The following is a 26282-nucleotide window of genomic DNA, read 5'->3' on the forward strand; positions in this document are numbered from 1 at the left end:
TCCGGTCTCGGTTCGATCGCTCTGGTATGGCCGGGATCGGCTTTCGTGACATGATGCTGCACGCCCAAAGAAATGCGCAGGCGGCGCGGGGCGACAAAGGCGACAAAGGAGAGGGAGCATGGGTCAGGCACTCGATGCGAAGAAGGCGACGATCCTCGAAGCGGTGATCGCAGAGCTTCCGGAAGAGGGCGGCGCGCGGTCTCTCGCGCCTCTACTCTTTGCCCGCCCGCCCGCCGAGGATCTGGCTGCCTTCGACAAGGGCGCGCTCCCCATCGCCGTCCAGTCGGCCGACAAGGCTCTCGGTCGCTATACTTCCGGCGAGCCGGAAGTGGTCGTCGAGGAGCCGGAGGGCTTCACCCTATCCGGCGAGGCGCAGCAGCTCGTGACCATCGTCAATCGGGACATGGCGTTTCTGTTCGATTCCGTCGCCGCCGAGATCGCGGCGCGCTCCGTCGCCATCCATTACATCTCCCATCCCATCCTGGAAGTCGTGCGGGACTCTCAAGGAAAGGTGTCCAGCTTTTCGGCAAGCTCGCCGGGCGCCGGCAAGGGGGTCAGCGATGCCGAGCGGGTCAGCATCATCCAATTCGCGCTCGACCGTTTTGCCAATCCCGATGGCGGCGCCGATCTCAAGGCCAAGCTCGGGCGCATCCTGTCCCATGTGAAACACGCCAATTTCGATTTCGAGGCCATGCGCGAGCGGGCCGATCGGGCGATCGCCACCTTGCGCGCCGAGGAAACCCGCGCGGGCGAAGCGAACAAGGCGCTCGTCTCCGAATCCGCTGCGCTTCTCGAATGGTTGCGCGACGACAATTTCATCTTCCTCGGAAGCCGCGAATATACGGTCAGCGGCGGCGAGGGCACAGAGCTTCTCTCACGGGTCGAGGACAAGGGGCTCGGCATTCTCGCCGATCCCGATGTCTCGATCCTTGGACGCCATGGCCAGCCGGCGACGACGACGCCGGAAATCCGCGCCTTTCTGAAAGCGCCCCAGCCCTTGATCGTGACCAAGGCCAATGCCCGGACCGATGTTCATCGCCGTGCCTACATGGATTATGTCGGCGTCAAGCGCTATGACGAGGCCGGACAACTCGCCGGCGAGACCCGTTTCGTCGGCCTTTTCACCTCCACGGCCTATACGAGGTCGATCCTCTCCATCCCCTATCTGCGCCTGAAGGCCGAGACGGTGATCGCCCGTTCGGGCTTTCGCCCCGATTCCCATTCGGGCAAGGCGCTTCTCAATGCGCTGGAATCCTATCCGCGCGACGAGGTCTTCCAGATCGACGTCGACACGCTGGAGCGCTTCGCCGGAACGGTGGTGGAGCTTGGCGAGCGGCCGCGTGTCCGCATTTTGACCCGCGTCGATCGCTTCGACCGTTTCGCCTCGGTTCTCGTCTTCGTGCCACGCGAGCGCTACGATTCGCGCCTGCGCGAGCGGATCGGCGCGCTGCTGGCCGAGGCCTATGACGGCCATGTCTCGGCCTTTTATCCGGCCTTCCCCGAAGGTCCGCTCGCCCGCGTCCATTTCATCATCGGGCGCGGCGACACGCCGACCCCGAGCCCCGACATTGAGGCGCTGGAAGCCGAGATCGGGCGCATGGCCCGCAATTGGGCCGATACGTTCGAGGTCGAGCTCGCCAAAGGTGGCCGGTTCCAGGATCTCTCCGGCTATTCGGCTGGCCTTCCCGAAAGCTATCGCGACGTCATCGGACCGGAAGAGGCGGTGAAGGACGCCTCGGTGATGGAGACCTTGAGCGAGGATCAGCCGCTCTTCATGGACTTCTATCGCCGGCCCGGCGACAAGGCGAGCCTTGTCCGGCTGAAGATCTATCACCTGGGCGATGCCGTCGCGCTGTCGACCCGCGTGCCGATCCTCGAAAATATGGGCTTCTCGGTCATTTCGGAGCGGACCTTCCCGATCCATCGGCCCGATGGGCGCGTGGTCCATCTTCACGACATGGATCTGAAGCGTCGCCGGGGCGGGGACATTACCTATTCCGACGATGGGCTGGCGCTGGAGAAGACCTTCGCCGCCGTCTGGTCGCGCGCGATCGAGAATGACGGCTTCAACGGCCTCGTGCTGGAGGCCGGTCTCGATCATCGCCAGGCCAATGTCCTGCGCGCCTATGGCCGCTATCTGCGACAGGGGGGCCTGTCCTATTCGCCGGACTATATCGCGGAAGCGCTGACCCGGCAGTCGGGCCTTGCGAGGAAACTCTATGAGCTTTTCGAGGCGGCCTTCGATCCGGAGCGCGGCGGCGCCGAGACGAGCGACAGCGAGGATGGCGACATCGAGGGGCGGGAAGCCCGCCGGGCCGCGGCACGCGGCGTCTCGGACATCTTCGAGGCGATCACCCAAGGTCTCGACGATGTGGACTCGATCGATGACGATCGCATCATCCGCCGATTCCTGAACGCGATCCTCGCGACCTTGCGGACCAACTATTTCGCGGTCGACGGCACGCGCACGGATTTGACCGCGGAGCCCGGACGGGTCGAGCCGGCGCTCGCCTTCAAGTTCGAGAGCCGCTGCGTCGAAGGGCTTCCGGCGCCGGTTCCGTTCCGCGAGATCTTCGTCTTCGATGCCCGTGTCGAAGGTGTCCATTTGCGCTTCGGCAAGGTCGCCCGTGGCGGCCTGCGCTGGTCGGACCGTGCCCAAGACTATCGCACCGAGGTCCTCGGCCTCGTGAAGGCCCAGCAGGTGAAGAACGCGGTCATCGTGCCGGTCGGCGCCAAGGGCGGCTTCTATCCCAAGCAGCTGCCCGACGCTTCGGATCGCGATGCTTGGTTCGCCGGCGGCAAGTCGGCCTATGTGGTCTTCATTGCCTCGCTCCTGTCGATCACCGACAATATTTCCGGCGACGACGTGCTGCGGCCCGAAAAGGTTCGGCGCTATGATGGCGACGATCCCTATTTCGTCGTCGCGGCCGACAAAGGCACGGCGACCTTCTCCGACACGGCCAATGCCATCGCCCAGTCGGAAGACTTCTGGCTCGACGACGCTTTCGCCTCGGGCGGCTCGGCCGGTTACGACCACAAGGCCATGGGCATTACGGCCCGGGGCGCCTGGGAGGCGGTCAAGCGCCACTTCCACGAGATCGGCAAGGATGGCGGCGCCTGGGATATTCAGAGCGAGCCATTCACCACGGTCGGCTGCGGCGACATGTCGGGCGACGTCTTCGGCAACGGCATGCTCCTGTCGCGCCAGACCAAGCTCATCGCCGCCTTCGACCATCGCGATATCTTCATCGACCCGAACCCCGATCCGGCCTCGAGCTATGAGGAGCGACGGCGCCTCTTCGACAAGCCGCGCTCGTCCTGGGCCGATTACGACAAGGAGAAGATATCGGCCGGCGGCGGCGTCTTTTCGCGCCGGGAGAAGCGTATCACCCTGTCGCGCGAGGCGGCCGAGGCGATCGGTTTCGACAAGACCACCGGAACGCCCAGCGAGATCATCACTGCGATCCTCAAGGCGCCCGTCGACCTTCTCTGGTTCGGCGGAATCGGCACCTATGTGCGCGGTGCGAGCGAGACCAATGCCGATGTCGGCGACCGCGCCAATGATGCGGTCCGCGTCACCGGCGCCGAGCTGCGGGCCAAGGTGGTCGGGGAAGGCGCCAATCTTGGCGTCACCCAGCGTGGCCGCATGGAGTTTGCCCGCAAAGGTGGCCGTATCAATTCCGACGCCATCGACAATTCGGCGGGCGTCAACACCTCCGACGTGGAGGTGAATATCAAGATCGCGCTCAAGGCCGCGATGACCGACGATCGGCTGACGCGGGAGAATCGCAACACGCTTCTCGCCGCCATGACGGACGAGGTCGCCGAGCTCGTTCTGTCGAACAATTACGAGCAGACCCTGGCGATCTCGCTCGAACAACGCATGGGGGCGGCCGCGCTGCCGCTTCAGGCACGCTTCATGGGCGTTCTTGAAGGGGAGGGGAGTCTCGATCGAACGGTCGAGGTTCTGCCGAGCGACGCCGCTATCGCCGATCTGCGCGGCACAGGCCAAGGCCTGACCCGCCCCGAGATCGGCGTTCTTCTCGCCTATGCGAAGATCACGCTCTTCGATCAGGTCGTGTCCAGCGATCTGCCGGACGATCCCTATCTGGAAGACCGGCTGCACGACTATTTCCCCGGTCCGATGCGCCGTGACTTTGCCCGAGACATCGAAGGCCATCGGCTGAAGCGGGAGATCATTGCGACGGTGCTTGCCAATGAGCTGGTCAATCGCTGTGGCCCGACCTTTCTCACCGTGCTGCGGGAGGCGACCGGTGCCTCTCCGGCGGAAATCGTCCGAGCCTTCGTCGCCTCGAAGGACGGTCTGGCGGTCGCCGATCTCTACGATCGGATCGATGCGCTCGACACGAAGGTTTCCGGCGAATTGCAGAACCGGCTTTATTCCGAGATAGGGCAGTTCCTGCGCCGCACGACACGCTGGTTCGTGCGCAACGGCAATTTCGAGAATGGGCTGACCGGCGCCGTCGTCGAATGCCGCAATGCGATGGAGACCCTGCGCGGCCGGCTTTTGGAGCTTGCCTCGGAGGCCTCGCGCAGCGGGGTCGAGGCGCGCAGCGCCGAATGGGCCGAGGCCGGGGTTCCGAAGGATCTCGCCGACGACATCGCCATGCTGCCCTTGCTCGCCCTGCTGCCGGATATTTCCGCTGTTTCACGTGAAACAGAGCTTGGTACCGACACAGTCATGTCCGGCTATTTCGAGATCACCAAGCGCTTCGATATCGGGCGCCTGGAGGCCGCGCTGTTCTCCCTCGAAGCGACGGATTATTACGAGATCCTCGCCATCGACAGAGCCGCGAGTCAAATAGCGGAAGCCCGCCGCCGCCTGACCGAAGCCGCCCTCAAGAGCTATGCGAATGAGAGCGATCCGGTCTCGGCCTGGGCCGAGGAGAATCGCGGCACCGTCGGACGAATCTCGGACCAGATCCGAGCTTTGGCCGGCTCCGGCGAAACCTCGGTGCCACGCCTTACCGTCGCGGCCGGCCTGCTCGGCGATCTTGCCAAATAGGCTTAGCGCCGCGAAATCTTTCGAGAGATCTGCGCCCCGGCAGTCCTCGAAGTCGAGATCGATGCCATTGACACCCCCTTGATCCTCGCGCCCGAAGGGCGCGGGGACCCATGCTACCGATGCATGCGGCATTCCCGTTGGATAAGGGCGAGACGCCATCGTCTGTGTTGACGGGAGGCGAAGCGTGACACTTGAATGACCTCGCGACCCGATGCGTCAGCATCTTAGGCCATCGGCTTAAATCCCTTTGACCAAGGAAAGACCTTTCATGCATCTCGGCTCGATCCATATCTATCCGGTCAAGAGCGGTCGCGGCGTCGATCTGAGCCATGCGGACTTGCAGCGCCAGGGGCTTGCCGGTGATCGGCGCTGGATGGTGGTGGACCGCGCCAAGCGGCGTTTCCTGACCCAGCGCGAGATTCCGAGCCTCGCGCTGCTTCATTCCGAACTTCAAGAAGACGGGATCATCCTCACCTTTGGCGATGTGGGCGAGCGCTTCGTGCCGCGCCCGACCGGCGAAGAGCGGACGAAGGTCACGATTTGGCGCGACGAGGTCGATGTCGCGCTGGCCGACGAGGCGACCCATGAGGCGCTGTCGCGCTGGCTGGGGCGAGAGGTTCAACTGGTCTATCAGGACAGGCTGGAGCGCGTAGCCAATGCAGAATGGGCCGGTGACGCGGCCCCGGTCTCGCTGGCCGACGGGTATCCCTATCTCATCACGACAAGCGCGTCTTTGCGCGATCTCAACAGCCGCCTCGTCTATGACGGCCATGAGCCGGTGACGATGAGCCGCTTTCGGCCCAATCTCGTCATCGACGGGGCGCAGGCCTGGGCCGAGGATGGCTGGGAGACGATCCGGGTCGGGAGCCTTATGCTCGATCTCGTCAAACCCTGTGCCCGATGCGCGATCACCACGGTCGATCCCCAGGAAGGGCGCTTTGCCGGCGATCAACCCCTGACGATCCTGCGCGAGATGCGCATGTCGGCCGACCGCCGGGTGCCAGGCGTTCTCTTTGGCTGGAACGCCGTGCCGCGTTCCGAAGGACGGCTGGATGTGGGCGACCGGGTCGAGGTGATCGCCCACCGGGACACGGATGTCGTTCGTTAAGCCGTTGTTCGCATAACAGCATTCGTTCGATGATTGCGCCACTGCAGGTTTGAGCGCCACAGAGGCGCTCGGGCCTCCAATTCATTTGAAATAAAGTTTCGGCATTTACGCTACATCCCGAAAACAATACGCAAAAGGGTTCTCATATAATAAGATGTCTCCAAATCTCGTGTCTGAAATTGTCTGAATTGCTTTGGCGCGACGCTTAGGCCCTTCAAATTTCAATCAATGTCATGGTTTTGGGCGCTCCGCCCGTATGATCGAGCGAAAAGGCGGGATGGGATGGACACGAGGGCAGACGGCCGAGCGGCGCAGACGATCGACTTTCTGGGTCTCAGATTCCTCGATGCCGATCTCGCGGGAATCCGCAAAACGCTGACGGCGACCCTCCAAGGCGGGGGCTATCGCTATGTCGTCACCCCGAATGTGGATCATGTGGTCTCCTATCATCATGGCGGCGATCGTGCGCTCGTTCGCGCTTATGATGCGGCCGCGCTGCAGATCTGCGACAGCCGTATTCTCGCCCTTCTCGGCCGCGCCGCCGGCGTGACGCTCCATCCTTGTCCCGGCTCCGACCTGACGGAAAGCCTTCTATCCGCGCCGCTGCGGCCGGATATCCGCATTGGCGTCGTCGGGCCCGAACGCGCGGCCTTCGAGGCTCTGCGCAAGCGCTATCCTGAGGTTGCGCTGACATTTATCGCCTCCGAGATGCGCCTCACCGTCGGCTCGCCCGAATGGCAGGCTACGGTCGAGCGCGCCAATCTGGCGGAGTGGGACATCCTCCTTGTCTGCCTGTCCTTTCCCAAACAGGAATTCTTCGCGCGCGATCTGGCATCGAAGCGGACCCATGGCGTCGCGCTTTGCGTCGGCGCCAGCGTCGATTTTCTGACCGGACGCCAGAAGCGTGCGCCCAAGGGCTTCCAGCGGCTCGGCCTCGAATGGCTCTATCGCCTTTCGAGCGATCCGAAGCGAATGGCCCGCCGCTATCTCGTTAAGGGTCCGAAGATCGTTCCCTTGGTTGCCAGAGACGTTCTGCGTGGCCGCCGTGGGAGGGCTCCCACCGGCGCGCCGACATCGGCAATCCTGCCTTTCGAGCGTCCCCGGCGCGGTGGCGCATCGGGCGCCGTCTCAAAGACCGCAAGGCCGCCGCGCGTCCTCTTTCTCTCGACTGTGCTTCCGCACGAAGAAAGGGGCGGGGGCGAGATCTGCTCGATGAATGTCATCGAGGCTCTGCGCCGCGCCGGCTGTGACGTGGAGGTCCTTGCCTATCGCCGCTCCGGCTCCGACGCGCCGTTGCCCGAGGGTTTCGCCTCTGCCGGCGAGCGGGCGATCGAAAGCGCCGAGGCAAAACTTCAGTCCGCGGTCTGGATGGCGCGCGCAGCGCTCAGCGGCGAGGCCTATTCGAGCGCCAAATACGTCTCCGACGAGATGCGGAGCGAGGCTGTCGGTCGTCTCGCTGAGGGCAACATCGATCTCGTCGTTCTCGATCATGCCCAGTCGGCTTGGCTTCTTCCGATCATTCCCGGCGACCTGCCGGTCGTTTTCGTCGCGCACAATGCCGAGCACCAGCTTTACGCCGATTATGGGAGGCGCGCGTTGAACAACGGACGCGGCAGCCTGAAGGCGCGGGCAAAGGCCGCGATCTATCGGCGGGAAGCCCTGCGGCTGAAACGGATGGAACAGGTGGTTCTCGATCGGGCGAGCGCCGTCTGGGCGCTGACAAAGGCCGATGCCGATGCCCTTCGCCGGCTCGATCCCGAAGCGCTGATCGAAGTCGTTCCGGTGCCCGGCAAGACACCGGCCCTGGCCCTCGATGGGGGCAGCGTCAAGCCGCCGAGCGCCGATATCGGCCTCCTCGGCAATTTTTCTTGGGACGTCAATCGTGCGGGCCTCGACTGGTTTCTGGACGAGGTCGTTCCCCATCTCGATCCCCGCCTCTCGATCCGGGTCGGCGGCAAGACCCATTTTGCGCCGGGCACGGTGAGGGGCCCTGTGAACTTTGCGGGCTTCGTTCCTGATGCCGAGGCCTTCCTGCGCGATTGCCGTGTCGTTGCGATCCCAAGCGTCGTCGGCTCGGGCATCCAGATCAAGACGATCGAGACGCTGGCCCTTGGACGCCCGACGGTGGCGACGCCGATCGCTCTGCGCGGCATCGAGACGGTGCCGGAGGGCGTGCGGGTCGCCGAGAGCGCTGAGGCGATGGCCCACGAACTGATGGCCGCCCTTGGTGGCGCCGGCATCGATAACGAGAAGACGGGCTCGAAAGGACTGTGCTGGTGGAGCGATCGGCGATCAGCCTTTGACGAGATCATTCAGGCGCGGGTCCGAATGCTCCTAGGCGAGCCGGGCAAGCCTGTTCAAGCGAGAGCTTGTATCGACGGCGATGAGGCCGCTTAACTCCCCCAAGGGGTTAAGCCGGCTTATAAATCAAACGACCACCTCTTTCGATTGTCGGAGGGGCGACAGTCTCGGCTAACGTCGATCCAATGAGGCGCTCTCTGACGCACTTGCCGTTCCCCACCATTGTCTCAGCCGGCCTTTACGTCTTATAGGTCGCGCAACGATCGCCTCAGGGCCGAGCCTGTCGGCATATGCCGAATATGATCGCTTACAAAGCGGCCCGTTTCTTCCGCGATCCTGGACGGACATGATGACCGCGCATAACTCGCACAATCCGAGCACCAATCCGCATGCCGAGAGGCCCTTTCCGTCTCACGCCGATGTCGTTGTCATCGGCGGCGGCCATGCCGGCTGCGAGGCGGCGAGCGCTTCGGCGCGCTTCGGCGCGTCGACCGTTCTCGTCACCCACCGTTTCGAGACGATCGGGGCGATGAGCTGCAATCCGGCGATCGGCGGGATCGGGAAAGGCCATCTCGTACGGGAAGTGGATGCGCTGGGCGGTCTCATGGGCGAGGTGGCGGATGCCGCCGGCATCCAGTTCCGCCTCCTCAATCGGCGCAAGGGCCCGGCGGTTCGCGGTCCCCGGACCCAGGCCGATCGCAAGCTCTATCGCGCCGCCATGCAGGCCAAGATCGCCCATCACGACCAGCTCACCGTCGTCGAAGGCGATGTCTTCGATGTGGAGATCGGCGAGGAGGGCGCGGTCTCTGCCGTGATCCTCGCCGATGGGCGCCGGATCGCCTGCGGCGCCGTGGTGCTGACCACCGGCACCTTCCTGTCCGGTCTCATCCATATCGGAACTGAGCGTATTCCCGCCGGGCGAATGGGCGAGGACGCCTCGACCGGTTTGTCGGCGACGTTGCGGCGCCTGGGGCTCAAGCTCGGCCGCCTCAAGACCGGGACGCCCGCGCGGCTCGATGGCAAGACCATCGACTGGCAGAGAGTCGAGCGCCAGGCGGCCGACGAAGATCCGGTTCCCTTTTCCTATCTCACGACCCGGATCGCCAATCCGCAAATCGAATGCGGCGTGACGCGCACGACGGGCGAGACCCATCGTATCATCCGCGACAATCTCTCCCGGTCGGCGCTTTATTCGGGCCAGATCGAGGGGGTCGGCCCGCGCTATTGTCCCTCTATCGAGGATAAGATCGTCAAGTTCGGGGATCGGGACGGGCACCAGATTTTCCTGGAGCCGGAAGGGCTCGACGACGACACGGTCTATCCGAACGGGCTCTCGACGTCTTTGCCGCAGGACGTTCAGGAAGCCTTCCTGCGGTCGATCCCTGGGCTCTCGGGCGTCACGATCCTGAAGCCGGGTTATGCGATCGAATATGACCATGTGGACCCTCGCGAGCTCGATCGCCACTTGAGTGTTCGCCGTGCTCAAGGGCTCTATCTCGCCGGCCAGATCAATGGCACGACGGGTTATGAAGAGGCAGCCGCGCAAGGGTTGTTAGCCGGCTTGAATGCCGCATGCTTTGCCGGCAAAGCGGAGCCGGTGGCGATCACCCGAGCCGATGCTTATCTCGGTGTCATGGTGGACGATCTCACCCGGAATGGCGTCAGCGAACCCTATCGCATGTTCACGTCGCGCGCCGAGTTTCGTCTCTCGCTGCGGGCCGACAATGCCGACCGGCGGCTGACGCCTTTGGCGATCCGGCTCGGTCTCGCCGGGCCTGAGCGCGTGGACGCCTTCACCCGCAGCGAGGCGGCGCTGTCTGAGGCGCGTGACCTCTTGGAAGGCCTCAGCGTCACACCGAACGAGGCGGAGAGCCACGGCCTTTCAGTCAATAAGGACGGGCGTCGTCGCTCCGCTTGGCAGCTTCTGTCCCAAAAGGATGTCGATCTCGATCGATTGGCGAGGATTTGGCCGCAAATTCAAGCCATTGCAGCTCCGGTTCGCGAGCGCATCGAGATCGAGGCGGCCTATGACGTCTATCTCGATCGCCAGAAGCGCGATCAGGAGCGGCTGCGCCAGGACGAGAATCGTCTCATCCCTGATGGCCTCGACATTGAAGCACTTCCGGGCCTCTCCAACGAGCTGCGCCAGAAGCTTCGACAGCGTCGCCCGGTGAGCCTTGCCGAGGCCGAGCGGATCGACGGCATGACGCCGGCGGCGCTTGCCATCCTCCTTGTCGCTATTCGTCGAAGCGAGATGGCCGATGCCGCGTGACGATGGGCCCCGGACTGGTGGATCGGGACAGGGTAGAGGTCAGGCCGGGTTCGGCGCCGATCGCGGATCGCGGACTCGTTCGGGCGCTGTAAAGTCAGCGGGAAAGCGCAAGCCGGCGTCACGCGATCCGCGCGCAGTAGCCGATGCCCAGCGCGCAGGACGCGCTGCCTTTCTCGATCGCTTCGATGTTTCACGTGAAACCGAAGAGCGGCTCGACCGCTATGTCACCCTTCTTACAGAATGGCAGCGCCGGATCAATCTGATCGCGCCCGCGACGCTCGGCGCGGTCTGGGAGCGGCATATTGCGGACTCGCTGCAACTGGAACAGCTTCTGCCACCGTTCCAGCGCTGCGCCGATCTCGGCTCCGGCGGCGGCCTGCCTGGATTGATTATCGCGATCGAGCGGCCCGACGCCCATATCGACCTCGTCGAGAGCAATGGCAAGAAGGCCGCTTTTCTGCGCGCGGTCATGCGTGAATTGGGCCTTTCCGGCGCTGTCCATGCCGAGCGGATCGAGGCTGTCGGCCCTGTGCTTTCCAGCGCCGATGTCGTGACCGCCCGTGCCCTTGCTTCGCTCTCGGAGCTTCTGGCGATGGTCGAGCCGCATGCGAAACCCGAGGCCAAGTGTTTCTTTGCGAAAGGGGAAACACATGGGGAGGAAATCGAGGCGGCGTCTGCCCTTTGGCGTTTCGAAATGGTAAAGCATGATTCGATGCTGAAGGATGGCTCTGTCGTTCTCGAGCTCGGTGCGATCGAACGGCGCTGAGCTTGCTTGCCAGAACGGCGTCGGCGCTGAGCCTGGTTGATGCCATTCAGGATTATCTGCCGTGCGCCGATCTCAATTCGATCGCGCCGGCACCAAGGCGCCGGACGGAGACGGGGGGAGGCCTTCCACCCACCGGCGTGTCACTAAAGGAATTGAGAATGCTGGGCGGTTTGGATGGATCGCTTATCATTCGAGGGAGCTGTGAGAGACCGGCTTGCCGGTCGCAATCTGGTTCGCGCGGGAGCTATGCCGAAAAGGCGTGTCGCTTTTCGCCCGTCTTGGGTTATCCTTGACGGCAAGAACCGATGGACAGGATCGCGGAACCATCGATGCGGGTCATTACCATCGCTAATCAGAAGGGCGGCGTCGGCAAGACGACGACGGCCATCAATCTCGCCACCGCTCTCGCGGCGATCGGCAAGCGGTCGCTCTTGATCGATCTCGACCCCCAGGGCAACGCCTCGACAGGGCTCGGCATCGAGAAGGACGAGCGGGAAATCTCGTCCTATGACGTCCTGACCCAGGGGGCGTCCATCGACGAAGCGGCGCTGGAAACGGCCGTGCCGGCTTTGTCGATCGTCCCCTCGACGCTCGATCTTCTCGGTCTTGAAATGGAGATATCGACGGCCGATCGCCGCGCTTATCGCCTGCGCGATGCGCTGGATCGTCACGCGGCGGCGGGGGCGAAGTATGATTTCGTTCTGGTCGACTGCCCGCCGTCGCTGAACCTTCTGACGATCAATGCGATGGCGGCGGCCAATTCCGTGCTCGTTCCTCTGCAATGCGAGTTCTTTGCTTTGGAGGGTCTCAGCCAGCTTCTTCAGACGGTGGAAGAGGTGCGCGACAGCCTCAATCCCGAGCTCGATCTCCATGGCATCGTGCTGACCATGTTCGACGGGCGCAACAATCTGGCCGCGCAGGTCGTGCGCGATGTGCGCTCCTTCATGGGCGATAGCGTCTATCAGACGGTCATTCCGCGCAATGTCCGTGTCTCGGAAGCGCCGTCCTTCGGCAAGCCGGCGATCCTTTACGATATGAAGTGTCCGGGCAGTCAGGCCTATATCGCCCTTGCCTCCGAGATCATCCAACGCGAAAAGCAGTTGGCTGCCGCCTGAGGGATCAAAGGATGGCAGGGCAGGGCGGACAGCCCTGTTCCACGTGAAACATTTCGCATCGGGGACGCCGTGTACCATGGCGGCTCGGCGATGCAGAAGACGATGACGGCAGGACGTCGGGCGCATGAGTGAAGATCGTTCACGGCAGAGATTGGGGCGGGGCCTCGCATCGCTGATCGGACCCGGCAATCACGGCGGGTTCCGCCCGGCCGCAGCCAATAAGGTGCCGGAGGCCGAGAGCGCGGTGCCGATGCAGGCCGAGCGCGTCGTCGCTCTCGATCGCGTCGTGCCCAATCCCAACAATCCGCGCCGCACCTTCTCGGAGGACGATCTCGCGGATCTGACGGCCTCCGTGCGCAAGCACGGCATCGTTCAGCCGCTGCTCGTGCGTCCCGATCCGGACCGCGAAGGCGGCTTCGAGATCGTTGCGGGCGAGCGACGGTTTCGGGCGGCGAAAGCCGCCGAACTCAAGGAAGTCCCGATCGTCCTTCGCGACATCGACGACCGCCAGTCGATCGAGATCGCGCTGATCGAGAACGTCCAGCGAACCGACCTCAACGCCATTGAAGAGGCGCTTGCCTATGAGCGGCTGATCGACGAGCACGGCTATACCCAGGCCGATCTTGCCGAGGGACTTGGCAAGAGCCGGAGCCATGTGGCGAACACGCTCCGCCTGTTGCGTCTGCCCGAAAGCGTTCGCGCGATGGTCGTCGAGGGCAAGTTAAGCGCCGGGGCGGCCCGGACGCTGGTCAATGCCGAGAACCCCGAGCGTGTGGCCCGCGCCATCGTGGAAGACGGATTATCCGTCCGCCAAGCCGAGGAACTCGCCCGCACGGCCGGCAATGGTCAGGACGACGAGGATCCGGCGGAGAGCCCCGCACGGGAGCGGCGGGCACCGACCCCGAACGCCCATCTCGCCGAGATCGAGCGCCGATTGGCCGCGCGTCTGGATCTTGCCGTCAAGGTCAAAGGCAAGCCGAACAAGGGTTCGATCCGTATTGAATACGGGTCCGCCGAAGAGCTGCAGCGCATTCTCGCTCGGATCGGCCTCGACGATTAGTCTTATTATGTCAGATCAAAACGGCGGACGATTGGTCGAGGCTTTAAGAACCGTCGTCATCCTCCGCCCGCCAGGGCCGGGGACGCATGCCTCGAAGGTTGATCACCACAAGCGATTGCGGCCAGCTTCGTGCAAAGTCCTCCGCCCGAATGCCGCTCATACGGTGATGGCATGGTCCCCGCACTCTTCGAGTACGAGGATGACGAAGCGCCAAAGGATCGGTCTCACCTTCGAAATTCGCAGCCCGACATTGGTTTACGAGATGACGCCGGTGGACCACGGACCGAGTCCTCGATCGATGCCGTTTGAAGAGACTCTCGTATAGCTTGGGCGAAGGGATCGATAACCGCGCAAGCCGAGGCCGCATCTATGCTATGAGCGGAATCGCCAATCGGCTTTGTCCAACCCCATGGGGTTCGGCCTCGGACATTGTCGTCGCCTATCAATGAAATGCGCTCTTCGACCAGGGTTTTCCCCATGAGCTTTCTGCCGGATCTCTCGACCCTCCTCGCCTTTTCCCTGGCCGCCTTCGTGCTGACGATCACCCCCGGTCCGGACATGACGCTCTTTCTGGGGCGAACGCTCTCGGAGGGGCGTTCGGCCGGGATCATGGCGATGCTGGGCGCCTCGACCGGTATCCTCATCCATACGAGCCTTGCGGCCTTCGGCATTTCCGCCCTGATCGCGGCCTCGCCGGAGGCCTTTCTAGCGCTGAAGATCGCAGGTGCGGCCTATCTCGTCTTTCTTGCGCTTCAGGCGCTCTTCAAGGGATCATCGTTCCAGCTTGAACCCTCCAAGCGTATCAAGCCCCGGCCGCTTTCCGCCCATTGGCTGACCGGGATCGGGATCAATCTTCTCAATCCGAAGATCATCCTCTTCTTCGTGACCTTCCTTCCGCAATTCGTCTCGGCGCGCGATCCGCATGTGACGGGCAAGCTGATTTTTCTCGGCGTCTATTTCCTGCTTCTCGCCATACCCTTCTCGGTGGCGATGATTTTCGCCGCCGATCGCTTTGCAAGTGCCTTGAAGGCTCGTCCGAAGGTGATGCGCGTCATCGATTGGCTCTTTGCCGGGGTCTTCTCGGCCTTCGCCTTCCGCATCCTCTTCACCCAAGCGCGTTGAAACCGCTGCGGCGTCCCCCCGCTCCGCGCCTCCTCGCTCGGCGGGATGTGTCAGCTGATCGGCCTCGACGGTTCACCCATGTCGCTGGGTCCGTTCTGTCGACAATGGCCCGAAAGAGCGGCGCGCAAGGCAATGGCACGACAGGGCAAGCACCATCCTGCCTAGTGCTTCAGGCCCGGCGTCGGCGGCGCGTCAGGAGCGCCCAACTGCGCAGATCCGCGATGGCTTTGACCGTTGCGGCGAGAGCGAGAGCGCATAGAGCGATTTTGGAGGTCGTGCCCATGGTGCCTTCGATCAAGAGAGCATGGGCCGAACCTGTGACGACTACGAAAACGGCAAGCGCCGTGTGGGCGAAGCGGAAGACGGCCGGGCGGATGCGCAGGGTCTTGCGAAAGCCCGCGAGCGCGGCAGCTGCGAAGAGGCCCCACATGGCGAGAACGCCGAAGTCGGAAAAGGGCGTCGGCGAGGTGAATGTCAGGGCGTCGATCACGTCGGGCGGGCTCGTCAGCCAAAGCCCGCCTACATGGGCGAGGATCGCGATGACGAGGCTTGCCCCAACCCAGTGATGCAGGCGGCGGCCTCGAAGCATGGCGAGGCCCGGCAGATACCCGGCCGCCAGCAGCGGTTGGATGAGAATGAGCGCCATCGCGACGATCCCGGCAAAGCCGGCCGCGATATAGATCCCGCTTCGATAGGCGAGATAGTCGCTCGTCGCTGCGATCGTGATCGGGGCGACGATGGCGATCACCAAGGCGCCCCAGATTAGAATTCCGCGAATTTTCGACCCCATGTCAGACGGGCTGAAGGACAAAATCGGCGTTGAGGCTCGTATCGCGCGGGCTCGGCATGACCGGGCGCAGGAACACGGTCTCATAGGCATCGCCGTCATAGGCGAGATGCCCATGGGGCTGCCCGAAGGCCGGCACGATCTGCGGCATTTCCAGCCGGAAGGTCCCGTCGGCGCCGGTCAGCGTTGCACCATGGCTTTCGGGATCGCGCTCATAGCCTTCCGTCGTATGGGCCCAGATCTGGATGCGGATGCCTTCCAAAGGCGCGCCGTCTCCCGCCCGGCGAACGCTGCCGGTCATCCAGAAGCCACCATTGCCGATCCGCTCGACGATCGGAGCGCCGGGACGGTAATTGTTCGATCCGCCGCGCATGGAGGGCGTCGGCGCAAGCCCTGCTGCGCGAGCGGGAACGAAGTGGCTGGATGTTCCCATCGCCAGAAGGGCGCCGGCGCCGGCCGCTCCCGCTGAGAGAAGGGTCCGACGGTTCATCGGGGTTCGAAACATGCAGGACGCTCCATGTCGGTCGTGAACTTTCTGTCTCCGGTCCCACAATATGCGGTGTGGACTGGACGAGACTATGATCGCAAGAACAAGCTCTTGCGATCTAACGGAGTTTTGAGGATGGCCCCGACGCTTTCGCGCGCTGGGCTAGGCCTTGCCGGACCAATAGCCAGGCCCGACAAGGCCTGGCGGGCCTTGATACGGAGCCCGACTGAATCACCCGGGCACCCTATGTGGTCCGACAGAGGCGATCGACCTTGAATCCCGCGCCGAATTTCGAAACAAGCCGGGGGCGGGCGAGGATATCTTCGCAAATCCAATCGACAGGAAAGGCCGGGCTGCTTAGCGTGGGGCAGAGTCCGCCATGCGGCCGTCATTGTGATTTGAGGTCCGGATCGCATCCATGAAACTTGACCGTATCGACATCAAGATTCTGCACGAATTGCAGAAGAACGGTCGTGTCACCAATGTCGAACTCGCCAAACTGGTCAATCTTTCCGCCAGTCCCTGCCTCATGCGCGTGAAGAAACTGCAGGCGGAGGGCTATATTTCTGGCTACTCGGCGCAGATCAACGTCGCCAAACTGGGGCAGACCCTCACCGTCTTCACCGAGGTGACGCTGAAGAACCATCAGCAGATCGATTTCGCCCGATTTCTGGCCGCCGTCGACAAGGTGGAAGAAGTGGTCGAGTGCCATCTCGTCTCCGGTGGCTACGACTATCTTCTCAAAGTTGTCGCCGCCGGGATCAGCGAATATCAGGAGATCATGGAGCGCCTGTCGAGCCTGGATATCGGCATCGACAAATATTTCAGCTTCGTCGTCCTGAAGTCGCCGATCGTGCGCGCCCATCTGCCGCTCAGGACGCTGTTCCCGCTCTGATGGGATTGGGGTCGGGCCAGGTCTTGGGGCTCTCCCAGGGCAAGGGCCCGGTGCGCCCCGTTGAGTCCCATCAATCGAGCGTCTAGGCCATTATGCCGAAATCTCACCGTTAAACGGCATTTCCTGCTCGAAGATCGCTGAAATCGGTCATCCGTCCGGCCCGTTCGGTCCTACCGTCGTCGCATCGCTTCAATAGGCTGCACGGCCGACGAAAAGGGTCCCCCCGCATGACCGATTTCCGCCCGAAATATATCACCTTCGACTGCCACGGCACCCTGATCCACTTCCAGATGGCGGAAGCGGCGCGCGATCTATACGGCAGCGAGCTCTCCGAGCCTCAGATGCAGGCCTTCATCGCCGATTTCTCCGCCTATCGGCTCGACGAGGTGATGAAGGACTGGCAGCCCTATGCGGACGTGGTTCACAACGCGCTCGAGCGGACCTGCAAGCGTAATGGCGTCGCCTTCAAACCCGAGAACGCGCAGAACATCTATGAGCGCGTCCCGAGCTGGGGCCCCCATGCCGACGTGCCGGAGGGGCTTGCCAGGGTCGCCAAGGAGATCCCGCTCGTCACCCTCACCAATTCGATGGACGCGCAGATCCACGACAATGTGGCCAAGCTCGGCGCGCCCTTCCATGCTGTCTACACGGCCGAGCAGGCGGGCGCCTACAAGCCGCATTTCAAGGCCTTCGAATATATGTTCGACATGCTGAACTGCGGCCCGGAGGATATCCTTCACGTCTCCTCCTCCTTCCGATACGATCTGATGTCCGCCCATGATCTCGGCATCAAGAACAAGGTGTGGGTCAATCGCGGCCACGAGCCGGCCAATCCCTATTACGGCTATACCGAGATCCCCGACATCCGGCATCTGCCGGGCGTCGTCGGTCTCTGAGACCGGCGGCACAAGATCGTTCGGCCGCCGCGTTCCACGCGCCGTTAGGGAGCCGCTTCTTGCGTGTCGAAAACCAGGCCGGCTGCGTTGAAAAGTCCGAAAAGCCGATCGGCCTTGCGTCTTTTAGCCAATCTCATGTCGAAGCCGCCATGAGCGCCCTTGCCACATCGCCCGGCATCCTCGAGATCGATGCGCTGGGGGCGCTCCTTTGGCGCCATTACGGCCTGTCGGGAGAGATCGAAATCCTCTCCTCGGAGGTCGAGCAGACGGCCGAAATTCGGTTTCCCACCGGCGAGCGGCTGATCTTCAAGACCGCCCGTGAGAAACCGGCGGTCGAGAGCTTCCGCTTCCAGTCCGCCGCGCTCAGCGCTCTCGAAGGTTCAAAGGGCTTCGTTGCGCCGACGATCATTCGGACCCTCGATGGCGCCGCGATGTTCGAGGAGGCGGGCGCTTCGGGCTATCTGCAGAGCCTTGTCGAGGGCGTGCCCCTTCACCGCGAAGCCCGCTCGCCCGACCTTCTTGATCGCTGCGGCCGGGCGCTCGCCCACCTTGATCGCGCGCTGGCGGTTCATGATGATCTGCCGGGCGCCCGTCGTCCGGTCCTCTGGCATATCGGCTGCTGGCCCCGCCTGATCGAATTGGAGCGCCATCTGCCCGAGGGAGAAATGGGGCAGGCCGTCGCTCGGGCGATGAGGGACTATCTCCGCCGCGTCGAACCGGCTCTCTGCGACGTCCCATGGCAGGTCACCCACAATGATCCGAGCCCCTTCAACACGCTCGCAGCAGGGGAGAGAATCGCCTTCATCGATTTCGGCGATGGCGGCTTCGGACCCCAAATCCAGGACCTTGCCATCGCGGCGAGCCATCAGGTCGCCGACCCTGCCAGTCCGCTCGGCGGCGCGGAGCATCTGATCGCGGGGTATGCCTCCATCCTGCCGCTGTCCAAGCTGGAAACCACGCTCCTGGTCGGGCTGATGAAGGCCCGCCAAAGCGCGCTGATCCTGATCAATCACTGGCGGGCGAGCCTCTTTCCCGGCGAGACCGCCTACATCATGAAGAATGTCGCCCGCGCTAAAACCGGTCTCGCCATTCTCGACAGGCTGAGCCCGGGCGAGGGGGAGGCGGCCGTTCGCGCAGCTCTTGCCGCAAGCTCGCGATGATGCCCGGAGCGCCCCTTCGCTCGCCCGCCGGATGGCGCGTCGCAAGGCGCCCGAGCAGGCTCTTTTCCTCCCCATCGAACAGGGTAAATCCGCCATGGCCGAAGACCTAATGCCCAATCGCTACAGGCCTGGCGAGGCCAGCCTGCCGAAGCGCGAGGCGGATCTGATCGCTCGCCGCGATCACGTGCTCGGTTCCTCCTACCGCCTGCAATATCGACGCCCCGTCCATTTCGTGCGCGGCGAAGGCATGTGGCTTTACGACCCCGATGGCAGGGCCACTCTCGACTTTTACAACAATGTTCCCTCCCTTGGTCACTGCCACCCGGAGGTCACCGCCGCCATGGCCGAGCAGGCCGGGCGGCTCAGCGCCAATACGCGCTATCTGGAACCGCGCCTCGTCGATTATGCCGAGCGCCTCATCGCCACCTTCCCGAGCGCGCTCGACCGGGTCGTCTTCACCTGCACGGGCAGCGAGTCGAACGATCTCGCCCTGCGCATCGCCCGGCTGGTCAGCGGCGCGGACGGGGTGATCGTCTCCTCCTATGCCTATCACGGCACGAGCGCGGCCGCTGCGGCGGTGTCGCCCAATCTCGGCGATGCGGTGAAGCTCAGCCCATCGGTGCGCATGGTCAACCTGCCCGGACCGTCCGGGATCGACGAAGCGAATGCCGCCGCCTTTTTCGAGGCAGAGGTCAGGGCCGCCATTCGCGATCTCGACCGGCGCGGCATCGGCGTCGCGGCGCTTCTGATCGACAGTATCTTTTCCAGCGATGGCGTGTGGCTGGACCCGCCCGGCTTCATCGCCGGCGCGGTCGAGGCCGTGCGCGAGGCGGGCGGGCTCTTCATCGCCGACGAGGTCCAGCCCGGTTTCGGGCGCACCGGCTCCCATATGTGGGGCTTCGAACGCCACGATGTGGCGCCGGATCTCGCAACGCTCGGAAAGCCGATGGGCAACGGCTATCCGATCGGCGCCGTGGTCGGACGCCGGGCGCATATGGACCGGTTCGGCGCGACGGCGCGCTATTCGAACACCTTTGCCGGCAATACCGTCGGCATCGCGACGGCCGACGCCGTGCTCACCATTCTTCAGCGCGACGGGATCATGGAGAATGCGCTTGCCATGGGCGAGCGCCTCGCATCCGGCCTCGATGTCCTTGCCGGCCAGTCGGACGCCATCCGCGCGGTGCGCCATGCGGGTCTCTTCTTCGGCATCGACATCGGACGGGACGCGATGTCGCCCGGCGAGCGCCGGGCGATGGCGCTCGATCTGGTCAATCTGTTGCGCGACGACGGCGTCCTGATCAGCACCTGCGGCGCCAATGAGGATACACTGAAGGTTCGTCCGCCGCTGGTCTGCGAAGCCGCCCATGTGGACCGGTTTCTGGAGGCGCTCGCCACCGGATTGCAGAGGCTTTCGGCGTGAGGGACGGGTTGGAGACGCCGTGCCATGCCTTATCGAAAGGCAGGGTGAACCCTTGCGAGGCAGAAAGTGGTGCCCACCCGTTTGCGATCGATTTTCGCGCCCTTCGGCCTTTCCCTGGGAACTGTGGACTCCGCGTCGAGCAGGCCTGCGACGGGGCACCGGATGACGAGTGGAAAATGCCGATTTGGCCGTGGCCTGCAGAAGCTTCTGCTGCGCGCTCCACGCAATTCAGCGCTTTCAATGGCGCCAAACGCGCAACACTCGATGTCGAAACGATGACGGCCCCAAGGGAATGCAGGATCGACCACAAGTAGGCATCGCGCTGCAACCTGGCACAGCCTGCCTGATTTTGCATCTTTTGCCTGCTCAGTTTGATGATTTATTAGTCTGCACTGATAGGAACCGCAAACGATGACGCCGCAATACCAGACTGACGGGGCAACGGGGCCGGCGCTTTCGGTTCGCGGTCTGACGATCGACCTGCCTAAGGACATGGAACGGCGTCACGCCGTGGAGGACATATCCTTCGATCTTCAGGACGGACAGATCCTGTGCATCGTCGGCGAATCCGGATCGGGCAAGTCGGTCACCGCCAACACGATCATGGGACTCCTGCCATCCTCGATCCGGGTCTCGGCCGGGGAGATTCATCTCGGCGGGGCGGAGGCGGGCGAGTTGATCGGCGCCGCACCCGCCACCTTGCGCAATCTGCGCGGCCGCGTCGTCTCGATGATCTTCCAGGACCCGCTCTCGGCGCTCAATCCGCTGATGACGGTGGGCGAGCAGATTACCGAAGTGCTGACGGCTCATGGGGTGGGCACGCGCGAATGGCAGCGGGCGCGGGTCATCGAGCTCCTGACGGAAGTGAGCCTCCCCGATCCCCAGCTGATGTATCACCAATATCCGTTCCGCCTGTCAGGCGGACAGCGCCAGCGGGTCATGATCGCGATGGCGCTCGCGCTGGAGCCCAAGATCCTGATCGCCGACGAGCCGACGACGGCCCTCGACGTGACGACCCAGGCGCAGATCCTGCATCTCATCCGCGACATCCAGCGACGCAAGGGGATGAGCGTCATGTTCATCACCCATGACTTCGGCGTCGTGGCCGAGATCGCCGACAGCGTAGTGGTCATGGAAAAGGGCCGTATCGTCGAGACGGGAAGCGCCGACGCGGTGCTGAAGTCGCCGTCCCATCCCTACACCAAGCGCTTGATCGCCGCCGTTCCGGCGCTGACGGGCGAGAACCGGGCGGCGGCGTCCAACGCGGCGCCGGAGCCGATCATCCGGGTCGAGGGGCTCGGAAAGACCTACCGCATCGGCAGCGCCCTGTTCGGCGGAGAGTACCTCGTCAAGGCGGTGCAGGACGTCTCCTTCGAGATCGGACCGGGCCGTACGCTCGGCATTGTCGGCGAGAGCGGCTCGGGCAAATCCTCCCTCGGGCGCCTTCTGGTCAAGCTCCAGGACGGCAATGGCGGACGCATCCTTTTCGAGGGCCGCGATATCGTCCCCCTGAGCGATGCGGAGTTTCGCCCGCTCCGTCCGAAGATCCAGATGATCTTCCAGGACCCCTTCGCCTCCCTCAATCCGCGCTCCACGATCGGGCATATCCTGACCGTTGGCCCCGTCGCTCACGGCATGGATTATCCGAAAGCCCGCAAGGAGGCGCAGGCGCTTTTGTCCCATGTGGGCCTCGATGCGGGTGCCTTCGAGCGCTATCCGCACGAGTTCTCCGGCGGCCAGCGCCAGCGCATCGGCATCGCCCGGGCCCTGATGTTCAAGCCGAAGCTTCTCGTCGCCGACGAGGCGGTGTCGGCGCTCGACGTGTCGATCCAGGCGCAGATTCTCGAACTTCTCGACCAGATCCAGCGCGAGACCGGTGTCTCGATGATCTTCATCACCCATGACCTCAGGGTCGCCAGCCAGATCTGCGACGAGATCGCGGTGATGCAAAAGGGCCGGATCGTCGAACAGGGGCCGCCCTCGCAGATCTTTCTCGATCCCCGCTCGGCCTACACGCGTGAGCTCGTGGACGCGATTCCGGGCCGGATGCCGGCGGAGGCGCGTCTCTCCGCCCTCAACTGAGCCAGCACCCCGAAAACCTTAAGCCCGCAACCTCAACTGGCCCGCAACCTCAACTGGAATGGAACCGACATCATGACGGATAAGACCCCCCCGAAGTCCGGCCTTTCGCGCCGTAGTGCCCTGCGCCTGATGGCGGCCAGCGGCCTTGCCACCTTTGTCGCGCCCCATTTCCTCGGCGGCGCGGCCTTCGCCCAGGAAGACAGGGAGCCGAAGGGACGCGTCGTCGTTGGCATGTCCCAGGAGCCGACCGTCTTCAACCCCTTGATGGTTCACAACGAGGTGGACGACGCGGTCCATTTCTCGGTCTTCGACGCGCTCTTCCGCATCGACCCGGACGGTGTGATCCAGCCCAATCTCGCCGCCGAGGTTCCGAGCGTCGAGAATGGCGGCATTTCCGAAGACGGCCTGAACTGGCGGGTGCGCCTGCGCGACGATGTCAAATGGCATGACGGCAAGCCTTTCACGGCCGAAGACGTCAAATACACGCTGGAGCTGATCGTCGATCCGAAGTTCCTCTCCTGGCGCACCGGCGGACATTCGTTGGTTCGTGATCTTACCGTTGTTTCGCCGACGGAGATCACCTGGCGGATGGAAAGCGAGTTCGCGCCCTATCTCGCCTTCCTGGCCGAGACCTTCATGGTGCCCAAGCATATCCTGGGCGCGGCGGAAGACCCGAATACGGCCCCCTTCAACCAGTCGCCCATCGGCACCGGTGCGTTCAAATGGAGCAACCGCGTGCCGGGCGACCGGGTCGAGCTCGTCGCCAATGAGGACTATTTCGGTGAAGGGCCGTTCATCGAGGAGCTCATCTTCAAATACATCCCCGACATGACGGTGCTCTACACCCAGTTCCAGAGCGGCGACGTGGATCTGGTGGATCAGTCCTACATCACGCCCGATCACTACGCCGAGGCCAAGGAGCTGCCCGATCGCACGGTCACCCTGGAGCCCGGCTCCTCGATCGAGGGCATCTTCTTCAATCTGGAGCGGCCGCAATTCAAGGACCCGGCCGTGCGCGAGGCGCTTTATGCCGCGCTCGACCGCCAGTCGATCATCGATGGCATCTATTACGGCGTCGGCACCATGACCGAAACCTTCATGCCGCCGCTGTCCTACTATTACGATCCGGACCTGCCGAAGCAGGAATTCAATTTGGACAAGGCGCGCAAGATTCTCGACGATGCCGGCTGGGTGCCGGGATCGGACGGCATCCGTGCCAAGGACGGCGTGCGTCTCGCCTTCGCCAACTCCACCACCTCGGGCAATCATCTGCGCGAGCAGGTGCAGCAATATATGCAGCAGATCTATCGCGAGATCGGCGTTGAGATGACGATCTCCAACCTGCCGCCGGCGGTCATGTGGGGCGACTTCTGGACGAAGTCCCAGTTTGATACGGCCATGTCCGGCGTCACCTTCCTCATCGCCTCCGACCCGGATGTCACCAACCGCTTTGCCTCGACCTCCAGCGCCGCCAAGGGCGGGCAGGGATCGAATACGATGCAGTATTCCAACCCGCGGGTCGACGAGCTTCTGAAGGAAGGACGAGGCACCTTCGGTCAGGAAGAGCGCAAGAAGATCTATACGGAGGTTCAGCAGATCATCCGCGAGGATCTGCCTTTCCTGCCGATCTTTGCCTACACCGTCGTGATGGGGCGCAAATCCGGGCTCGAAGGCTTCAAGTTCAATCCCAATACGCGCACGCCCTCCTGGCATGCCGCCGCCTGGTCCTGGAAGGACTGATCGCGGCCTTTCCCCCTTTCCTCCGCCCTTTCCTCAAGGGCGGAGGACCTTACCGGCGACGCTGTCACGAAGGGTCCCTCTCCCAATGCCCGGCTTCCTCCTCAAACGGATTCTGCAGAGCCTCGTCCTGCTTTTGATCGTATCGGTGATCGGCTTCGTCGTGCTCAATCTGCTGCCGGGCGGGCCGCTCGCGCAGTTCGGCCTCGATTCCAGTATCACCCAGGCCGATCTTGACCGGCTGAGAGAGCAGCTCGGACTGAACCGCCCGCTCTATGTTCAATATCTCGATTGGGCATGGCGGCTTCTTCAGGGCGATTGGGGTCATTCCTTCCGGGACGGCGCTCCCGTGCTCGAGGTCATCGCCCGGCACCTGTGGGCGACCTTTCTGCTCATGGGCTCATCAACCATCATCGCCGTCTCCATCGGCGCCTGGATCGGCATCCGCAGCGCCACTCATCGCGGCTCCACCTTCGACTACGCGGCGACGGTCGGGGCGATGATCGCCCTGTCGATCCCGACCTTCTGGTTCGGTCTCGTCGGCATCTATGTGTTTTCGCTGAAACTCGGCTGGCTGCCGGCGGGAAATATGTACACGATCGGCGACGAGACGGTGCTGGATTATCTGCACCATCTCATCCTGCCGAGCATCGTGCTGGCGCTGGTCCATGTCGCGATCTGGAGCCGCTATATGCGCTCGGCGACGCTGGACGTGATGAACCAGGATTTCGTCAAGACGGCGCGCGCCAAGGGCCTGTCAGAGCGCCGCATCCTGATGAAGCATGTGGTGGGCAACGCGCTTCTGCCGATGGTGACGCTCGCCGGCATCCAGCTCCCGAGCGTTCTGACCGGCGCCCTCGTCACCGAGACGGTCTTCACCTGGCCCGGCATGGGGCGCCTCTTCCTCGATAGTCTGGGTTACAGCGACTATCCGGTGGTGATGGGCCTTTTGATGTTCTCGGCGATCCTGGTCATCGCGAGCAACCTCATCGCCGATATCGCCGTCGCCCTCATCGATCCTCGTATCCGATTGGCCTGATCCATGACATCCATCGCCCGAGAGAGGGAGCCAACCGCCATGACGAGCGCCACCCTGTCCCAACCCATCCGCGAACGCTGGTGGCGGAGCCGCACGACCCGCCGTTTCATCACCAACAAGCTCGCCATGTTCGGTCTGGGCATGATCGTTCTTCTGGTGCTGGCCTGCATCCTGGCGCCTCATCTCCTGCCTTACGGGTCGCTCGACATCGATCTTCGTGCGCGCTTCGCGCCACCCTTTACCGGCTACCACTTCTTCGGCACCGACCCGCTCGGCCGGGACGTCGCGGCCCGGCTCTTCGAGGCGGGGCGCATCTCGCTCGCTGTCGGCTTCTCCGCCATGCTCCTGTCGACCATCATCGGCACCCTGGTCGGCGTCATCGCCGGCTATCGCGGCGGCTGGATCGGCAGCGTCCTGATGCGGACCGTCGACGGCTTCCTGTCCTTCCCCTCGATCTTCCTGGTTCTGGCGCTTGCGGCCGCCCTTCAGCCGAGCGCCATGATGATCACCATCGTCATCGCCGCCACCAGCTGGATGGAGGTGGCGCGCATCGTCGATGCCGAGGTCCGCTCCTTGCGTGAGCGCGAATTCGTCCAGGCGGGGCGGATGCTGGGTCTCAGCGGTGCCCACATCATGTTCCGGGAGATCCTGCCCAACGCGCTCGGGCCGATCATCGTCGCGGCTACGCTGACGGTCGCGCGCGCCATTTTGATGGAGGCCTATATCAGCTTCCTCGGCTATGGCATCCAGCCGCCGCTGCCCTCCTGGGGCAATATGCTGAACGGGGCCCAGCAATATCTTGGCAGCGCCCCCTGGCTCGCCATCATTCCAGGCGCGGCGATCACGATCGCGGTTGCCAGCTTCAACTTCATCGGCGACGGCCTGCGCGACGCCTTCGATGTACGCAGCGACGGCCATTGATATCGCCGCAGCGCTGTCGCCAGTGCTTGGCGCCAATGATTGGCGCCAGCGATCGGCGCCGCGGCAGCTCGTCCTCCCAAAGCCC

The 26282-nt window shown here is 63.6% G+C and carries 18 protein-coding genes; 16 read left to right on the plus strand and 2 right to left on the minus strand.

Annotation, left to right across the window (positions count from 1 at the left end):
* Positions 1 to 118: 118 nt before the first annotated feature.
* The 8 genes from B9A15_RS16715 to B9A15_RS16750 all read left to right on the plus strand — a co-directional run bounded on the left by B9A15_RS16715 (position 119) and on the right by B9A15_RS16750 (position 14770).
* Positions 119 to 5026 (plus strand): NAD-glutamate dehydrogenase, encoded by a 4908-nt coding sequence (locus tag B9A15_RS16715; protein WP_084411665.1) that lies wholly within the window; start codon positions 119 to 121, stop codon positions 5024 to 5026.
* A gap of 268 nt (positions 5027 to 5294) precedes the next feature.
* Positions 5295 to 6134, plus strand: coding sequence for an MOSC domain-containing protein (locus tag B9A15_RS16720; protein WP_084411666.1), 840 nt, complete (start codon positions 5295 to 5297; stop codon positions 6132 to 6134).
* A 282-nt stretch (positions 6135 to 6416) separates the two neighbouring features.
* Positions 6417 to 8531 (plus strand): WecB/TagA/CpsF family glycosyltransferase, encoded by a 2115-nt coding sequence (locus tag B9A15_RS16725; RefSeq protein WP_170923339.1) that lies wholly within the window; start codon positions 6417 to 6419, stop codon positions 8529 to 8531.
* Between the two features lie 250 nt (positions 8532 to 8781).
* Positions 8782 to 10707 carry a tRNA uridine-5-carboxymethylaminomethyl(34) synthesis enzyme MnmG gene (gene mnmG / locus B9A15_RS16730; protein ID WP_244557005.1) on the plus strand — a complete coding sequence of 642 codons (1926 nt, stop codon included), beginning with the start codon at positions 8782 to 8784 and terminating at the stop codon, positions 10705 to 10707.
* The gene (rsmG, locus tag B9A15_RS16735; RefSeq protein WP_084411668.1) at positions 10697 to 11473 is read left to right on the plus strand and encodes a 16S rRNA (guanine(527)-N(7))-methyltransferase RsmG; all 777 of its coding nucleotides are present in this window, start codon (positions 10697 to 10699) and stop codon (positions 11471 to 11473) included. The genes mnmG and rsmG overlap by 11 nt, the downstream gene beginning before the upstream one ends.
* Positions 11474 to 11802: 329 nt before the next feature.
* Positions 11803 to 12588: a ParA family protein gene (locus tag B9A15_RS16740; RefSeq protein ID WP_084411732.1), complete on the plus strand. Its 786-nt coding sequence runs from the start codon at positions 11803 to 11805 to the stop codon at positions 12586 to 12588.
* 124 nt (positions 12589 to 12712) lie between these two features.
* Complete coding sequence (locus B9A15_RS16745; RefSeq protein ID WP_084411669.1) at positions 12713 to 13648, plus strand: ParB/RepB/Spo0J family partition protein; 936 nt, start codon at positions 12713 to 12715, stop codon at positions 13646 to 13648.
* Positions 13649 to 14125: 477 nt separating this feature from the next.
* Complete coding sequence (locus tag B9A15_RS16750; protein WP_084411670.1) at positions 14126 to 14770, plus strand: LysE family translocator; 645 nt, start codon at positions 14126 to 14128, stop codon at positions 14768 to 14770.
* A gap of 169 nt (positions 14771 to 14939) precedes the next feature.
* On the opposite strand, the gene B9A15_RS16755 is transcribed toward B9A15_RS16750, so the two are convergent.
* Together B9A15_RS16755 and B9A15_RS16760 are read right to left on the minus strand one after the other, a co-directional pair.
* Positions 14940 to 15560, minus strand: coding sequence for a ferric reductase-like transmembrane domain-containing protein (locus B9A15_RS16755; protein WP_084411671.1), 621 nt, complete (start codon positions 15558 to 15560; stop codon positions 14940 to 14942).
* Position 15561: 1 nt separating this feature from the next.
* On the minus strand, positions 15562 to 16047 hold the full coding sequence (locus B9A15_RS16760) for a peptidase associated/transthyretin-like domain-containing protein (protein ID WP_244557006.1): 486 nt from the start codon (positions 16045 to 16047) through the stop codon (positions 15562 to 15564).
* Positions 16048 to 16462: 415 nt separating this feature from the next.
* Here B9A15_RS16760 and B9A15_RS16765 point away from each other — a divergent pair, with 415 nt between their 5' ends.
* From B9A15_RS16765 to B9A15_RS16800, 8 genes are all read left to right on the plus strand, one after another.
* The gene (locus B9A15_RS16765; RefSeq protein WP_084411673.1) at positions 16463 to 16939 is read left to right on the plus strand and encodes an Lrp/AsnC family transcriptional regulator; all 477 of its coding nucleotides are present in this window, start codon (positions 16463 to 16465) and stop codon (positions 16937 to 16939) included.
* A 227-nt stretch (positions 16940 to 17166) separates the two neighbouring features.
* The gene (locus B9A15_RS16770) at positions 17167 to 17835 is read left to right on the plus strand and encodes a haloacid dehalogenase type II (protein WP_084411674.1); all 669 of its coding nucleotides are present in this window, start codon (positions 17167 to 17169) and stop codon (positions 17833 to 17835) included.
* A gap of 59 nt (positions 17836 to 17894) precedes the next feature.
* Complete coding sequence (locus tag B9A15_RS16775) at positions 17895 to 18995, plus strand: phosphotransferase (protein WP_244557007.1); 1101 nt, start codon at positions 17895 to 17897, stop codon at positions 18993 to 18995.
* A gap of 94 nt (positions 18996 to 19089) precedes the next feature.
* Positions 19090 to 20418 carry an aspartate aminotransferase family protein gene (locus B9A15_RS16780; RefSeq protein WP_084411734.1) on the plus strand — a complete coding sequence of 443 codons (1329 nt, stop codon included), beginning with the start codon at positions 19090 to 19092 and terminating at the stop codon, positions 20416 to 20418.
* 411 nt (positions 20419 to 20829) lie between these two features.
* Positions 20830 to 22500, plus strand: coding sequence for an ABC transporter ATP-binding protein (locus B9A15_RS16785; RefSeq protein ID WP_084411675.1), 1671 nt, complete (start codon positions 20830 to 20832; stop codon positions 22498 to 22500).
* Between the two features lie 72 nt (positions 22501 to 22572).
* The gene (locus tag B9A15_RS16790) at positions 22573 to 24240 is read left to right on the plus strand and encodes a peptide ABC transporter substrate-binding protein (RefSeq protein ID WP_084411676.1); all 1668 of its coding nucleotides are present in this window, start codon (positions 22573 to 22575) and stop codon (positions 24238 to 24240) included.
* An 85-nt stretch (positions 24241 to 24325) separates the two neighbouring features.
* A complete protein-coding gene (locus B9A15_RS16795; RefSeq protein WP_084411677.1) occupies positions 24326 to 25276 on the plus strand; it encodes an ABC transporter permease in 951 nt (316 codons plus the stop codon).
* A 39-nt stretch (positions 25277 to 25315) separates the two neighbouring features.
* Complete coding sequence (locus B9A15_RS16800; RefSeq protein WP_084411678.1) at positions 25316 to 26197, plus strand: ABC transporter permease; 882 nt, start codon at positions 25316 to 25318, stop codon at positions 26195 to 26197.
* Positions 26198 to 26282 lie beyond the last annotated feature (85 nt).

The organism is Fulvimarina manganoxydans, assembly GCF_900176465.1.
GTDB classification, from domain to species: domain Bacteria; phylum Pseudomonadota; class Alphaproteobacteria; order Rhizobiales; family Rhizobiaceae; genus Fulvimarina; species Fulvimarina manganoxydans.

Excerpts from the sequence above, each read along its gene's own strand:
- B9A15_RS16725 (WP_170923339.1), top strand. The coding sequence starts at position 6,417 with ATGGACACGAGGGCAGACGGCCGAGCGGCGCAGACGATCGACTTTCTG.
- B9A15_RS16715 (WP_084411665.1), top strand. The coding sequence starts at position 119 with ATGGGTCAGGCACTCGATGCGAAGAAGGCGACGATCCTCGAAGCGGTG.
- B9A15_RS16770 (WP_084411674.1), top strand. The coding sequence starts at position 17,167 with ATGACCGATTTCCGCCCGAAATATATCACCTTCGACTGCCACGGCACC.
- B9A15_RS16795 (WP_084411677.1), top strand. The coding sequence starts at position 24,326 with ATGCCCGGCTTCCTCCTCAAACGGATTCTGCAGAGCCTCGTCCTGCTT.
- B9A15_RS16760 (WP_244557006.1), bottom strand. The coding sequence starts at position 16,047 with ATGAACCGTCGGACCCTTCTCTCAGCGGGAGCGGCCGGCGCCGGCGCC.
- B9A15_RS16785 (WP_084411675.1), top strand. The coding sequence starts at position 20,830 with ATGACGCCGCAATACCAGACTGACGGGGCAACGGGGCCGGCGCTTTCG.
- B9A15_RS16790 (WP_084411676.1), top strand. The coding sequence starts at position 22,573 with ATGACGGATAAGACCCCCCCGAAGTCCGGCCTTTCGCGCCGTAGTGCC.
- B9A15_RS16755 (WP_084411671.1), bottom strand. The coding sequence starts at position 15,560 with ATGGGGTCGAAAATTCGCGGAATTCTAATCTGGGGCGCCTTGGTGATC.
- B9A15_RS16720 (WP_084411666.1), top strand. The coding sequence starts at position 5,295 with ATGCATCTCGGCTCGATCCATATCTATCCGGTCAAGAGCGGTCGCGGC.
- B9A15_RS16800 (WP_084411678.1), top strand. The coding sequence starts at position 25,316 with ATGACGAGCGCCACCCTGTCCCAACCCATCCGCGAACGCTGGTGGCGG.
- mnmG (WP_244557005.1), top strand. The coding sequence starts at position 8,782 with ATGATGACCGCGCATAACTCGCACAATCCGAGCACCAATCCGCATGCC.
- B9A15_RS16750 (WP_084411670.1), top strand. The coding sequence starts at position 14,126 with ATGAGCTTTCTGCCGGATCTCTCGACCCTCCTCGCCTTTTCCCTGGCC.
- rsmG (WP_084411668.1), top strand. The coding sequence starts at position 10,697 with ATGCCGCGTGACGATGGGCCCCGGACTGGTGGATCGGGACAGGGTAGA.
- B9A15_RS16765 (WP_084411673.1), top strand. The coding sequence starts at position 16,463 with ATGAAACTTGACCGTATCGACATCAAGATTCTGCACGAATTGCAGAAG.
- B9A15_RS16780 (WP_084411734.1), top strand. The coding sequence starts at position 19,090 with ATGGCCGAAGACCTAATGCCCAATCGCTACAGGCCTGGCGAGGCCAGC.
- B9A15_RS16745 (WP_084411669.1), top strand. The coding sequence starts at position 12,713 with ATGAGTGAAGATCGTTCACGGCAGAGATTGGGGCGGGGCCTCGCATCG.
- B9A15_RS16740 (WP_084411732.1), top strand. The coding sequence starts at position 11,803 with ATGCGGGTCATTACCATCGCTAATCAGAAGGGCGGCGTCGGCAAGACG.